The organism is Acinetobacter sp. ANC 4173 (assembly GCF_004331255.1).
Lineage (GTDB): Bacteria > Pseudomonadota > Gammaproteobacteria > Pseudomonadales > Moraxellaceae > Acinetobacter.
Genome location: NZ_SJOF01000002.1, coordinates 286,503 through 298,212, shown reverse-complemented (window position 1 = coordinate 298,212; position 11,710 = coordinate 286,503). Strand labels below are relative to the sequence as shown.

Here is an 11,710-nt window from a genome sequence, read left to right as displayed (position 1 = left end):
ATTACTCCCGATCGGTCAACATACGACGAAGTTGAGCATTGCGCTGCCGATCACGCTGCTCTAAGGCTTGGCGAACTTCATTGGCTGCATTGTGCAGAGGCCCTTGTCCACTGGTATTGATGTGGATTTGAATGCTGTCACTGTTGGTAATGCTGATACTTTTTGGGCTTTGAATAGCAGCAACACGCTGAAATTTTGGGGCTTGTTGGCTGCGGTCACTTTGTCCATTTAGGTGCTTTGCAGGTACTGGTTTTTCAGTGAGTCCAACGGTGTCTAGAAAGGGGCGTTTCATACCAGAGCCAACAGTAGGCATGGAGGTATCGAAAATGCCGAGGGTTTGCTTAAACTGGGTTTGTAAAGTAGGGGTACGGTTATTTAGCCCAACCCCAATGCCGTCGACAATATGACCACCCATACCTGCCATGACACGGCTGGGGGAGTGAATATCCATTTTCTTGCGCATGAAGTCGGGCATGTAATTGGTGATTTTAGACCAGATATTTTTAAGCCCTGGAAACATGGATTCTATGCCATTGATTAACCCTTTGATCATCATTGAACCAAAGCCTGTAAATTGCTTAGGTAAATCGATACCGAACCATGAAAGAACGTTGGCAAAGGCAGAATAGAAAGTGCCCAAAGGCGACCAGTTCAGGATGAGTGCAGTAACACCTAAAATACCGCCATTAAAAGCAGTTTTGATAGTGGACCAAATATCTGTAAAGAATCCAGATATAGGCTCCCAATTTCTGTAGATGAGATAGGCTGCACCTGCGATAGCAGCAACTACACCTAAAATGATGAGTCCTACAGGGGAGAAAATTGCACCCAAAGCACCGAAGCCTAAGCCAAGGGCACTGAAGGTCATTTTTAAAATGGCGAGTGGACCTAGTAAGGTGGTTATGCCTAAAGCGAGGGCTGAGATACCTCCTAATAAAATAATGCCAGCGACGGCAACTTTAGTCAGTGTAGCCGCCAAAGCTGGGTTTTCTTTTGCCCAGTTACGCACATCATTGGTAAATGAACGGACTTTAACAATCACGCTATTCAGTGGAGGAAGTAAGACATTGCCAATATCTATACCTAAAGCAGCGACACTATTTTTAAGCAATTGAATGTTATTGGCAGAAGTGGCTGCACGAGCTGCATATTCTTGCTCCATAGAGCCTGCATATTTTCTTTTGTCTGCCACTAAGCCCAAATTCTTTTCTAGGGCGCTCATGTTGGTAAGTAGTGGAGCGATTGCACTTAAAGACTCTTTGCCGAACAGATCGGAAAGCACAGCAGCTTGTTTGTATTTCTCTAAGGTCGCAATTTTCTTGAGTACCATGAGGGTTGTGCCATTGGCATCTTGCTGCATGTCTTTTGCGACTTTGCCGTAATCTAGACCAAGTTCTTTATAGGCTGCGATTTGTCCTTTCGTTGCAGACTCACCCGCGACCAAAGCCAGCATGGTGTTTTTAATCCCTGTTGCGGCAATTTCTTCTTGAATGCCCATGCCTCGCAAAGTTGCCCCAAGTGCAGCAATACTGGAAGCAGCATAGCCACCCACTTCACCTAAAGGTCCAATCCGTTGCACAATTTCCAAAATGCCTTTGGCTGCGGCAGGTGTGTTATTGCCAAGATAGTTAATCTGGTCGGCAAGGGTGGTGACTTGGGCTTGTGACATACGGAAGGCTGTCCGTAGCTCTGCCATGGATTGACCTGACTCTTCTGCGGAAATATCGAAAGCGACGCCCATTTTCACGGCTGTTTCAGCAAAGGTGGTCAATTCCTTATTGGCAATGCCTGACTGTGCACCTGCTGCGACAATAGCCGCAATATCTTTGGCTGCCATGGGCAAGCGTGTCGACATTTCGACAATTTGATTGTTAATGGTTTTGAACTCGGCTGCTGTGCCGTTAAAAACCTTTTTGACATCGGCCAAGGATGATTCATAGTCGATCGCCAGTTTGACAGGTACGGTCATGGTTGCAGTTGCAACACCTGCGACCATTAAGCCTTTTTTGGCGAAATCCGAACCTTTTTGCAGGATGGCTTGGGTTTTGGCAAAACGCTTTTGAGCCTCACTATTTTTGTCTAGTTCATTGCGATGTTTATTTAACTCCATTGTGGTTTGGTGGATTTTGTCTTTAAGGGCACTTTCTTCATCACTTAAACGATCTACACCTTTGGACAGCTTATCGACATTCATCCCAGACTTTTGTAGGGCTTGGATGTGTAACTGTAATTCACTACGTTGAGTGGCTTCGGTGGATTTAAGCCGACGAATGCCTTGTTCAAGATTCTTGATTTTGTTGAGCTGAGTTTCTGTCAGTGTATTGCCACTTTTCTGCAAAGTTTGTAGTTGTTTTAACTCGCTACGGTATTCTTTTGCTTTATTGGCTGTAGCTTCTAATGCCGTTTGGGTTTCTTTATAACGGTTGATATTGCCTTGCTGATCTTGCAAGGCTTTAAGTTCGGTACGGGTTTGTTTGAAGGCACTGCTGAGGTCATGTGAACCCCCAATAATCGCCTTCATAGGTCCTGTGATTCTGTCTTTTGCATCAAAAAGAACTTGTAAATTTAAGGTCGACATTGGTGGGTGTTACCTTTACTCGTGGGTTTGGTTACGCTCTAAAGCCTTTTGGTGCCACATGAACAATTCACTTAAACTCATATCTGCGAGGTCTCGTGGCGACCAATGAAAGATCAGAGCGATGTTAGCGATGACATCTGGAATACTGTCTATAACTGGATATCGGTCGCTGCACGCTGCGACTTCGGCATCAAAAAATAGATGATGTGTCCTGCAATTTGTCCGAGATCGACAGGGTCAATCAGTGGCATGGCTTCACGAGGGATTTGTGGCCAAACACATTTGGGAATGATTTGGCAAAGGGCATTGACATCAGAACGGTAAATGTCTTGTAGGGATAATCCCGCAAGTGCCACTGTGCCTGGTTTACGAATGATGACTTCGGTAATGGTTTGCCCACCGACTTGAAGAGGAGTTTCAAGGGTGTATTTGGCTTCATTTGGGTTTTGAATAGCAGCTAGGTTTTCAGCTTGTTGTTGCGTGGTCATGTTGATAATTTCCTGAATATGAAAAGAGTCCTACTGCATGATGCGATGCAGTAGGTAAGGCATTACAGTCCACAGGCTTTGCGCTGCGCTTCTAAACGGTCGACACCATTGACGAATTCTTTCATCGCCAAAATATCAATCTCGATTTCTTTCTTGCCGTCTACTGTGAGCTTGTAATAGGTCCATTTGGTCTTGATGGTTTGCTCTGTGTCATCACCTGGCTTTTGTGTCCCCATGTTGATTTCTTCATGACGGCCGCGAAGTACCACTTCGACAGGAGTGACTGCACCCGTGTCATCTTGTTGGTAAGCACCTGCGAAGCGCAGCAAGACGCCAGAGGCAGAGGTAATGCCGTATTGACGAATTGAGGTCAGGTTGAGTCCACCAACTTTCCATTCAAAGTCGATAGACTCTTCAGACATACCTTGATCGATCGCGACTGGAGCATTCATGCCACCACCACGCCAGTTCTCAAAGTTACGTCCTAGGGTGGGTAGGGTACATTCAGCGATTTCACCCACTAATGATTCAGCATCATTAAACAGGTTCAGGTTTTTAAGTTTGTTTGGTAGTCCCATGTGTTTTACTCAAATAAGGGGCGGACAAATCACAGCGTTATGCCGTGATCCGTGCGCCAAAATCTGCGAGGTAGTCGTCTGTGATCATTTGGTAAAAACCTAGATCTTCGAGAGGTGGAACAGGACCGTAGTCATAAGACAGACGGAATTTGCCTGCTTTGAGGTTTTCTACTGGGTTCTTGGTTTCGTCATACCAGGCCTCACCACCCATGAGATAGCCGTTTGTCGTTAGGTCACTGAGTTTGGCGCGAATGCCTTCTATCAGGTCACTTGCTAATGAAGGATGCAATGGTTTATCGACAGCCCACATGTGTGCTTCGGCAATTGTGTCGGCAATAATCTGCGCGGTACGGGTATAGTTCTCGAATGGAAATAGACCATCAGTGTCGCAGGTACGTGAGCCCCAGAAGCGGAAGCCATCTTCACGGATCAGTGTGGTGATGCCATTTGAGTTGAGGTAGTCGGCATCGGTTCCTGTTTGTTGTAAGTCCCACCAGACGTCTTTGCTGATACCCACCACGCCATTAACTGCAACATTGGAAATGACTTTGTGCCAACCTGTAAGGTTGTCGATTTTGGCACGTAGACCCAAAGCATAGGCGACAGGGGAAATGGCTTCATTTTGGGAGGTTTCTGTGTTGAAGCGGATGAACTGTGGCCAGATGAGCATAAGCTCGCGGGCAGCAAAGGATTCACGATAAGCCACCACTTCTTCTTTTGTTTCGCAGCCATAGGCGTATGCATAAGCAAATGCGCGTAGCTTTTGTGCAGTGCTCACAAGTGCAGTGGTCACAGCTTGGGTATCAAGTCCTGGTGCACCAATGAGGCGAGGGGTGACACCAAGTTTTGCTTTGGCTGTAAGCAAAGCTTTTAAGCCTGTGTATTGACCTGATGCCGTGGTGGTGCCAATGACAAGCGAGCTTTGTTCTGCTTCGGCTTCTGCACTATCTACACGGACTACCACCACGGTGGTGTTAGTCTGATCGACAATTGCTTGTAGTGAAGATTTTAATGTACCAAGTACGCCAGCTTTACCAATTACACTTTGGATATTGGTGACAAGCACAGGTGTATTTAGTGGAAACAGCGTAGCGTCGGCATCTGAAGCGATTGCAATTAAGCCGATAATACTGGTAGCCACCGTTCGGATGGAACGTGTACCGTTATTGACTTCTGCAACTCGGACACCGTGGTGATATTCATCTAATGCCATAGGGCAACCTTTTGTTGATGTTCTAGTTCAACAAAAGGCTTGCATATAAAACCCCACGTTTTAAGCGTGGGGTTTTGTAAGAGGGTATGCTACAAATTCGAATTTAGAGAGTAGAGGCATAAAACCACATTTCATCGACTTGGTCTCTAGTCCAACCCAACATATTTTGCATTAGCAAGACACTTTCATCGGTGCGTACAAAGTTAGTCGCCATTTGCCAACCTAACATGACCAGTTCACGTTGATAGTCATCTTCAATGGTTTGGATCTGTACTTCAATGTCAGCAGATTTGTAGCCACTCTCTAGAAGTGCCCGAAAGAATTGGTAACGGGTGAGCGGTTTGAATTGCTTTAGACGTTGAGCTTCAATTTCTTCTGTTGTTCGGTGATCAATCCAATCTGTACCATTCCATGTATGAAATTGATTAGGTCGTGGGGGCGATGCTGTTAGATTAGAAAAAATTATACAGCTGCCATTTATCTGATCTAACATAATCTGATGCTGCTCAGCGGAGATAGTAACTAAATCATCAGGTAAATCTGAGTACTTTAGATTGCTATCATAAAATGCTTGATTTTTTTCACTGAATTTGATCATTTTAATTACCCTTAATAGCCAATTGCAAACCAACTTGCAGTATGTGCTTCACCAGCCGTTTGCCCGATTTTAAATCCAGTTGCTGTTCTATCTTGTGTATAAATTGAATCTGCATTTGAACCTGATGATTCTCTAAGAGAGGGGAAAATATGTAATACAACATTAGGGAAGGTTATTGGATAAACTACGGGCTGAATAAGCGTTCCACCACTAGATGCAACAAGAGAAATGGTTCCCCATTGAATAATTAATCCCCCCATCCAATTGGGTAGCTTCAAATATCCATTCTCTGTTGTTGAAAATGTTAATCCAGCCAGTAGAAGTTTTCCTTGCTCAGCCGTCAAAGCTTTATCTGTTCCGCCAGTTGTAAGGTCATTCACCAGTTTAACAATACCTGCAATATCAGTACTGGCTTCGGTGTTTTTATCTAATTTATTGTCTTGGAGTGCTTTAGCTTGTTTGGCTGAGACTGGCTTTGCTGAATCATCTGTTGTTAGGTTATCTACAATTTGAAGATTCTGTTCAGATACAACGGTGACTAATCCTTTGGCATTGACAGTAATAACCGGAATTTTAAGTGCAGAGCCATAAGTATTTGCTGATACACCTGAATTGGCCAATGTTAAAATGCAAGAACTATTTCCAGATCCATCATAAGAATATGAACCTGTTGCTGCACCTGAAAAACTCACAGAACGTGCAATTGCGAGTTTTGTAGCAGCAACGGCAGTTTCTGTTTTATCTAATTTATAGTCTTGAAGTGCTTTACCTTGCTTAGCCGTTAGTGGTTTTGTTGCATCACTGGTGGTCAAGTTATCCACCAATTCATTACGACGAATATAATTAGTATCGATCCATGCTCTAGTCGCGTAAATTAATGAATCATCTAAGTACAATGCAATCACATCGGCATTTTGAATATTAATAACGAGCTTAAGCGCAATTTCACGTGCGCCACCTTCATCGGCTAAAGGTTTGTAGGTTGGTGGATAGTTGGCATTCACCACCATGGTTGAACCTGCGAAAAGCCCAAGTTCTCGAATATAGAAACCGCCTGTAGTTGTAGGAATAATAGCTTCACAGACGATTTGATTGGTGTTATTTGGATTGATCTCGACGACATTGAGAGCGATACGAGCTTTTTCATTTACTAATGCAGTTCGCGTTTCTAAAGGCGTAGGTACTGAGCCATTGCCATCCCCAACCGCAATATGGGAATAGTTGATTTTATTATTGAGGGTTGCACTGGCAATCAGTGCTTTACCGTTATTGGTTAAAATACCTTTGTAGGTTGCTGCCATATTCTACTCGACATAAATGGTGACTGTTTCCGCGCCATGAGTGCCGACAGCAACTCGCGGAATACAGATGGGTTGAACGTTAATTATTAAATTGGTGAGGTGCCGACTGGCAGGTTTTGCATCTTTCACAAGTAGATTCACTTCGGCATAGGTGTCCTCGGTCAGTTCCAGTCCATTGAGATCCAGTTCTAAGATAAAAGTTCCTGGTGTACCAATCGGTGTGGCTTCAAACCATTCTTTGAAAATGCACTGATAGCCAAACTGTGCCAGTACTTCACGAACTGCCTGACGCGTTCCTTTAATTTGATGTTGTCGGAATGATTTTTTAATCCGTTGGCGTTGTAGTGAGGGTTGCCAGTTGGTGTCCCATGAATCGACCGAATATTGCCATGCTAGAAATGACAGGAATTGATCTGGAGCCTCATCAATTGACACCAATGTTTTGATTGCAACAGGTAAAGCGCTATTTTGTGATGTGACTGCTGTGACATTTCGTTCAAATTGAGTGCTATTTGGGGGGAGTAATTGGCTCATTCAATCCCTCCGATCGTTACTGAAATATTGGTACAATAGGAGGCTTGTGCAGAGGTTAATACAACATCTGCCGTAGGGCTAATCAATTCGACCCGATTTACACCATCAATATGTAAAGCTGCATAAATCGCTGACATCCGAATGGATCGGCCTAATCTCTTTTGTTTAGTGGCATAGGCAGTCACATTGGTAATTGCTTGTTGCAACAGTGTTGCTGCTTCTGGGTCTTTACCAATGTAGAGTTTGGCATTAATGGCATAGTTGACGATGAATGCGGACTGAACGGTGACCCTATCTCCAATAGGACGCACATCTTCTGCGGTCACCGCATTTGAGACAATTTGAATCAGCTCTGGAGAAGCTGCTCCAGTTAAAGAATCCGCCTGTAAAATGGTTAAAGTGATATATGCAGGCTGTGGTGAAATGACGGAAACATCGCCTACACGACCATCGGCATCACGGGCAAATTTCTTATATGCTGCTTCAGGTCCTGCGACAGATAGAGTGTCAAAAGCCAATTGAATCCGTTCACGAAAAGCATCGTCTGATTCCATGATAGCTTCAGTCGGTGGTGTGGTTGAGTTATCGGCTGGCGAAACTATTAGACGTTTAACATTGAAGTTAGCTCCGAGTTGGTCTAAATCATTTTTGGTGGCATAAGCCAATAACAGGGCACGAGCAGCTTGATTAATCCGATTCCGTAAAATCATTTCCCGATAGCAGTTTTCTTGAAGCAGCTTAACCAGAGGTTCACTTTCACGTGTCAGTGTTTGGCGAATCGTGGGCTGCTCTTCGCTTGACCAGAGATTAATAAGCGCTTCTTGACGCTCGGCATACAGTGTTTCAAAGTCAATTTCTTCGATGATGTCAGGTTGAATCAGTTGCGAAAAATCAACACTCATAGCGAAGACCCGTAATTTAATGGAATAGAAAGTTTCTTGGTTTGATCTGTACCGACAAGCTGCATTTCTAGGTCAATCTGGAAGCGACTATCTTCGGCTTTGGAAAACTTGGCACTGGTCAGTTTGACTCGGTCTTCCCAAGTCATAATGGCTGTAGCACTGGCTGCCATGACTTGCAGACGGACAGCATCATTAAAGGGTTGGTCAATCAGTTTAAAAATCATGGAGCCATATTCACGACGCATAACCCGACTCCCAATTGGGGTGAATAGAATGTCCTGAATAGATTGTTTGATGTGGGGAATTACATTAAGGCTTTGACCAGTTTCGCGTGACATCATGTTTTGGATACTCCTGTATCAGAGCCACCCGCTTGAACCCCACCATGTTTATGATTTTTCAAGCTAATACTTCCAGCTTTCACATCGGCTTCGGTACTAAAGTTACCTGAAGAATGACTGCTGCCTTGAACGAGTTGGCTACCGCCTACAGTATTGTTGCCAGTCATTGCTGTGCTGCCATTTACCTGCAAATTTCCGTTGATAGTGGTGTCACCATTCACGGTGATACCTCCAGTGGCGGTCAGAATGGCAGTACCACCATTGGGAAGAATTGCCTGTAAGGAATGGTTGCTTGTGTCATAGCTGATCATGGCACCATCTTCATAGACTCTTAATTTGATGTTGGGATTCAATGACGGAGTGGGAAAGGCTTCATTATTTAAACCCACCAAAACAATACCGAGCGTCAGCTCACCTGTAGGGCTAAAGACCACACACTCTTCATTGATACTGGGTAAGTCATGGCTAAGATCAGCACCAGCGCGTAGATTGAATAGACGTAATTCATCAGTCACGATGTCGCCTAGATCGACAGTGACTGTATGAAAAGGTTTAGCAGGGGTAACGCTTTTAATTCGACCTAAACGGATCAAATTTTCTAAGCGACGATGGATTTCAGCACTCATGTGCCTACTTTGCTTTAAGGCAGTGTGTCTTGCATTAATGGCAATTTGTAAGAGGGGATACTACAAATAGAACTTCTTCATTTTAGCGACAAAGTTAAGTCTTTAAGTGCCGCATTACAGAGTCTTCAATCAATTGAATATCAGTTGGTGTGAAACCCAACAGTTCACGTTTGGGGTAGGTAATAGTAGGACCATTTTGACTGACGCGAGAACGTAAACCTTCTTGATGAATACGTGCCACAAAAACGACATTAGTTAAAAACCCAACACTGACTTTGTCGGCATTGGAGAAGTTTCTGAAATAACGTTGAGCACGTAATTTGGTAAACATTTTGCGACGGATCCGTTTGCCGTCTCGTAACCGTCTTGGAGTATAGCCAGAACCATCGGGGTTAAGTTGAGCAGCAATCCGTTGCTGTTGGCTCTGTCTTAAATCTGCACCGACTTTTTTATTCAGTTTAGACATCTCACCATTACTGAGTTTATTCAGTAATGGTGTCAGGTATTTAACCAAATCATCTAAGTTTTCACGCATGGTTTAACTCACTGAGGTTTTTTTGCCAAAGGCATTTCAAGTGCGACAGTATTAGAAGGCTCAATACTGGTCCATGTTGCTAGAATATTGCCTTGCTCATCGGCCATTTCACACTCGGTCACGGGCAATGCTGGTGAATATTGAGGTTCATCAGGATAAGAGAAATTGAAGCTGCCATTGTCTTGTCTTTGAATAATCACACGTTCTGTCAGCTCCAATTCAAACATCACATCGACTTTGTCATTGTCCAGAAATTCAGCTTCAAACTTCACAGCATTCTTGTTCTTCTCTAAATTGGCGAGCAATTCAGACTGATTCACCCGCAGCCATTGAAACAGTAAAAAGGCAATCAGGTCGGCATCACCAGTGAAGTCCTGAATAATGAACTTCACTGGTGAAATGCTTTCCATGCCGTAGCCGTTGGCAAGGGTAGAACGATAGCGACCACTTTCAATATGCATGCTGAGTTGGTCTGGATTATCCTGAAGGAACTTCAGATGGCTCACTAAATACTCTCGAAGGTTATTGGGCTTTTTCATGCAGCATTGCTCTGATAGCTAGGATCTAGGCGGTTCATGACGCGAAGAAACTTGGTGTCATAGCCGAGCTTTTTATAATTGCGACCGTTATACAGACTAAATACAGCATCCCAGTTTTCCTGGCGTAGTGCCTCCAGTAAAGTCCACTTTTTGCCAGCGACTGTACCTGACTTGAATTCGCAGAAACGTAGAAAAGCTTCAAACTGTAGGCTTTCACTTTGATAGTGCTGTTCGATAAATTCTTGAACAGATGAATAGCCAAGGTCTTTCCAGTTTTCACCCATCAATTGGAAACGTCCCCAAGAAGCAGACATCAAGCCACAGTCCTCATCAATTTGTTTGGCTAAAGCCAAACGGGTGTATTCAGCAGCATTGCCATGGTATCCACCAGTCTGACTGTTCACGACATTGGGAGACTGCTTCATCATTTGGTCAGCAAAGTCTTTTCCACGTTTTTGGCTGAGGTAGAAATACATGCGGTGACGTTCAAACAGAATCTTCGGGCGACCATCAGGCAAGTAACCATCGCCAAGTGTTTCAACTTCGGCAATTGCACGAATGACAATTTCAGGGACACCTAGACGTTTTGCACCAGTCGTTAAGTCTGCATCTTTTAGGTGTTTAGAAAGGTCTAGACCTTTGAGGGCATTGAATGTTGCATTTCCAACAATGCCATCCACTTTTATGCCGATTTTTTTCTGGAATTGAATCACTGCATATTCAGTGCTTTCACCAAAATCACCATCCACAGATAGCGACTTGTTATTTTTTCCCTTCATGCCTTGTTTAATCAGGAGTCTCTGTAGCTCAGAAACGGCTGATCCTTTACTTCCAAACTTTAATAATTTCATGATGTACTCCAGATCAGTTTGGCAACATTACCGCGACTACGTAGCACGATTATGGCGAGCAATAAGGCGAAGATGGCATCCCATAGAGTGACGGGATCTTTAAAGAAAAGAATGTGAACAGACTGCCCAAGGAAGGAGGCAATCAACAATGCTGCGAGCCAAGAATAGCCACGGTGAAAAGGTGTTTCTTCACGGCTAAAGCAGATAATCCGAACACCACAAAAGAGATAAGCTAAAACGGCAATGGTTTGAAATAAGAGTTCGATCATGATGCACCTCCACCTCGAAAAGTTTTCCAAATATCAGAAAGTTTGGATGCCTTCACCCAATCTACCGCCTTGACCAAAATGAATAGCGAGAAGGTCGATGCGATCAGGGCAGCAGTGGCATCACTGGTGATAAAGGTCCGACTGGTAATTTCAGGGGCAAGTAAGTAGCCAATACCTGTCGAAAGCAGCATGGTGCGTAAACGTTGCCATGCCGATAAGTCTTTTTCATAAGTTGCAATAAATGCGGCACCCAATACAGCACCAAGTAGGGCATTACCGTTAATAAAGGGCAGAATGGAAACAGCACTTAAACTGAGAGCTGTTGCGGTGGTGGTTGTAGCAGTAGGTTCAGGCATG

At 44.1% G+C, this 11,710-nt stretch carries 16 protein-coding genes; all 16 read right to left on the bottom strand.

The window, feature by feature from the left end; all coding sequences use genetic code 11:
• Position 1: 1 nt before the first annotated feature.
• Positions 2-2,578: a phage tail tape measure protein gene (locus E0H94_RS03825; RefSeq protein WP_131325205.1), complete on the bottom strand. Its 2,577-nt coding sequence runs from the start codon at positions 2,576-2,578 to the stop codon at positions 2-4.
• Positions 2,579-2,593: 15 nt separating this feature from the next.
• Positions 2,594-2,701, bottom strand: coding sequence for a GpE family phage tail protein (locus tag E0H94_RS03820; protein WP_264757541.1), 108 nt, complete (start codon positions 2,699-2,701; stop codon positions 2,594-2,596).
• A gap of 26 nt (positions 2,702-2,727) precedes the next feature.
• Positions 2,728-3,066: a phage tail assembly protein gene (locus E0H94_RS03815; protein ID WP_131325204.1), complete on the bottom strand. Its 339-nt coding sequence runs from the start codon at positions 3,064-3,066 to the stop codon at positions 2,728-2,730.
• 62 nt (positions 3,067-3,128) lie between these two features.
• Complete coding sequence (locus E0H94_RS03810) at positions 3,129-3,644, bottom strand: phage major tail tube protein (RefSeq protein WP_131325203.1); 516 nt, start codon at positions 3,642-3,644, stop codon at positions 3,129-3,131.
• A gap of 37 nt (positions 3,645-3,681) precedes the next feature.
• On the bottom strand, positions 3,682-4,857 hold the full coding sequence (locus E0H94_RS03805; RefSeq protein ID WP_131325202.1) for a phage tail sheath protein: 1,176 nt from the start codon (positions 4,855-4,857) through the stop codon (positions 3,682-3,684).
• Positions 4,858-4,960: 103 nt separating this feature from the next.
• The gene (locus E0H94_RS03800) at positions 4,961-5,455 is read right to left on the bottom strand and encodes a hypothetical protein (protein ID WP_131325201.1); all 495 of its coding nucleotides are present in this window, start codon (positions 5,453-5,455) and stop codon (positions 4,961-4,963) included.
• A gap of 11 nt (positions 5,456-5,466) precedes the next feature.
• Complete coding sequence (locus E0H94_RS03795) at positions 5,467-6,756, bottom strand: phage tail protein (RefSeq protein WP_131325200.1); 1,290 nt, start codon at positions 6,754-6,756, stop codon at positions 5,467-5,469.
• Positions 6,757-6,759: 3 nt separating this feature from the next.
• Positions 6,760-7,290 (bottom strand): phage tail protein I, encoded by a 531-nt coding sequence (locus E0H94_RS03790; RefSeq protein ID WP_131325199.1) that lies wholly within the window; start codon positions 7,288-7,290, stop codon positions 6,760-6,762.
• Positions 7,287-8,192, bottom strand: coding sequence for a baseplate J/gp47 family protein (locus tag E0H94_RS03785; protein ID WP_131325198.1), 906 nt, complete (start codon positions 8,190-8,192; stop codon positions 7,287-7,289). Before E0H94_RS03785 ends, E0H94_RS03790 begins: the two co-directional genes overlap by 4 nt.
• On the bottom strand, positions 8,189-8,533 hold the full coding sequence (locus E0H94_RS03780) for a GPW/gp25 family protein (RefSeq protein ID WP_131325197.1): 345 nt from the start codon (positions 8,531-8,533) through the stop codon (positions 8,189-8,191). Before E0H94_RS03780 ends, E0H94_RS03785 begins: the two co-directional genes overlap by 4 nt.
• The gene (locus E0H94_RS03775) at positions 8,530-9,159 is read right to left on the bottom strand and encodes a phage baseplate assembly protein V (RefSeq protein ID WP_131325196.1); all 630 of its coding nucleotides are present in this window, start codon (positions 9,157-9,159) and stop codon (positions 8,530-8,532) included. The genes E0H94_RS03780 and E0H94_RS03775 overlap by 4 nt, the downstream gene beginning before the upstream one ends.
• Positions 9,160-9,253: 94 nt before the next feature.
• Entirely contained in the window at positions 9,254-9,694 is a 441-nt protein-coding gene (locus tag E0H94_RS03770; RefSeq protein ID WP_131325195.1) for a phage virion morphogenesis protein, read from the bottom strand.
• Between the two features lie 8 nt (positions 9,695-9,702).
• Entirely contained in the window at positions 9,703-10,233 is a 531-nt protein-coding gene (locus E0H94_RS03765) for a phage tail protein (protein WP_131325194.1), read from the bottom strand.
• Complete coding sequence (locus E0H94_RS03760; protein WP_131325193.1) at positions 10,230-11,084, bottom strand: N-acetylmuramidase domain-containing protein; 855 nt, start codon at positions 11,082-11,084, stop codon at positions 10,230-10,232. Before E0H94_RS03760 ends, E0H94_RS03765 begins: the two co-directional genes overlap by 4 nt.
• Complete coding sequence (locus E0H94_RS03755) at positions 11,081-11,353, bottom strand: phage holin family protein (RefSeq protein ID WP_131325192.1); 273 nt, start codon at positions 11,351-11,353, stop codon at positions 11,081-11,083. Before E0H94_RS03755 ends, E0H94_RS03760 begins: the two co-directional genes overlap by 4 nt.
• A complete protein-coding gene (locus E0H94_RS03750) occupies positions 11,350-11,709 on the bottom strand; it encodes a putative holin (RefSeq protein ID WP_044738534.1) in 360 nt (119 codons plus the stop codon). Before E0H94_RS03750 ends, E0H94_RS03755 begins: the two co-directional genes overlap by 4 nt.
• Position 11,710: the final 1 nt, after the last annotated feature.

What these genes read in the sequence shown, in the direction of transcription:
- E0H94_RS03755 (WP_131325192.1), bottom strand. Translation starts at nt 11,353, where the DNA reads ATGATCGAACTCTTATTTCAAACCATTGCCGTTTTAGCTTATCTCTTT.
- E0H94_RS03815 (WP_131325204.1), bottom strand. Translation starts at nt 3,066, where the DNA reads ATGACCACGCAACAACAAGCTGAAAACCTAGCTGCTATTCAAAACCCA.
- E0H94_RS03770 (WP_131325195.1), bottom strand. Translation starts at nt 9,694, where the DNA reads ATGCGTGAAAACTTAGATGATTTGGTTAAATACCTGACACCATTACTG.
- E0H94_RS03750 (WP_044738534.1), bottom strand. Translation starts at nt 11,709, where the DNA reads ATGCCTGAACCTACTGCTACAACCACCACCGCAACAGCTCTCAGTTTA.
- E0H94_RS03805 (WP_131325202.1), bottom strand. Translation starts at nt 4,857, where the DNA reads ATGGCATTAGATGAATATCACCACGGTGTCCGAGTTGCAGAAGTCAAT.
- E0H94_RS03775 (WP_131325196.1), bottom strand. Translation starts at nt 9,159, where the DNA reads ATGAGTGCTGAAATCCATCGTCGCTTAGAAAATTTGATCCGTTTAGGT.
- E0H94_RS03785 (WP_131325198.1), bottom strand. Translation starts at nt 8,192, where the DNA reads ATGAGTGTTGATTTTTCGCAACTGATTCAACCTGACATCATCGAAGAA.
- E0H94_RS03795 (WP_131325200.1), bottom strand. Translation starts at nt 6,756, where the DNA reads ATGGCAGCAACCTACAAAGGTATTTTAACCAATAACGGTAAAGCACTG.
- E0H94_RS03825 (WP_131325205.1), bottom strand. Translation starts at nt 2,578, where the DNA reads ATGTCGACCTTAAATTTACAAGTTCTTTTTGATGCAAAAGACAGAATC.
- E0H94_RS03780 (WP_131325197.1), bottom strand. Translation starts at nt 8,533, where the DNA reads ATGATGTCACGCGAAACTGGTCAAAGCCTTAATGTAATTCCCCACATC.
- E0H94_RS03800 (WP_131325201.1), bottom strand. Translation starts at nt 5,455, where the DNA reads ATGATCAAATTCAGTGAAAAAAATCAAGCATTTTATGATAGCAATCTA.
- E0H94_RS03765 (WP_131325194.1), bottom strand. Translation starts at nt 10,233, where the DNA reads ATGAAAAAGCCCAATAACCTTCGAGAGTATTTAGTGAGCCATCTGAAG.
- E0H94_RS03760 (WP_131325193.1), bottom strand. Translation starts at nt 11,084, where the DNA reads ATGAAATTATTAAAGTTTGGAAGTAAAGGATCAGCCGTTTCTGAGCTA.
- E0H94_RS03810 (WP_131325203.1), bottom strand. Translation starts at nt 3,644, where the DNA reads ATGGGACTACCAAACAAACTTAAAAACCTGAACCTGTTTAATGATGCT.
- E0H94_RS03790 (WP_131325199.1), bottom strand. Translation starts at nt 7,290, where the DNA reads ATGAGCCAATTACTCCCCCCAAATAGCACTCAATTTGAACGAAATGTC.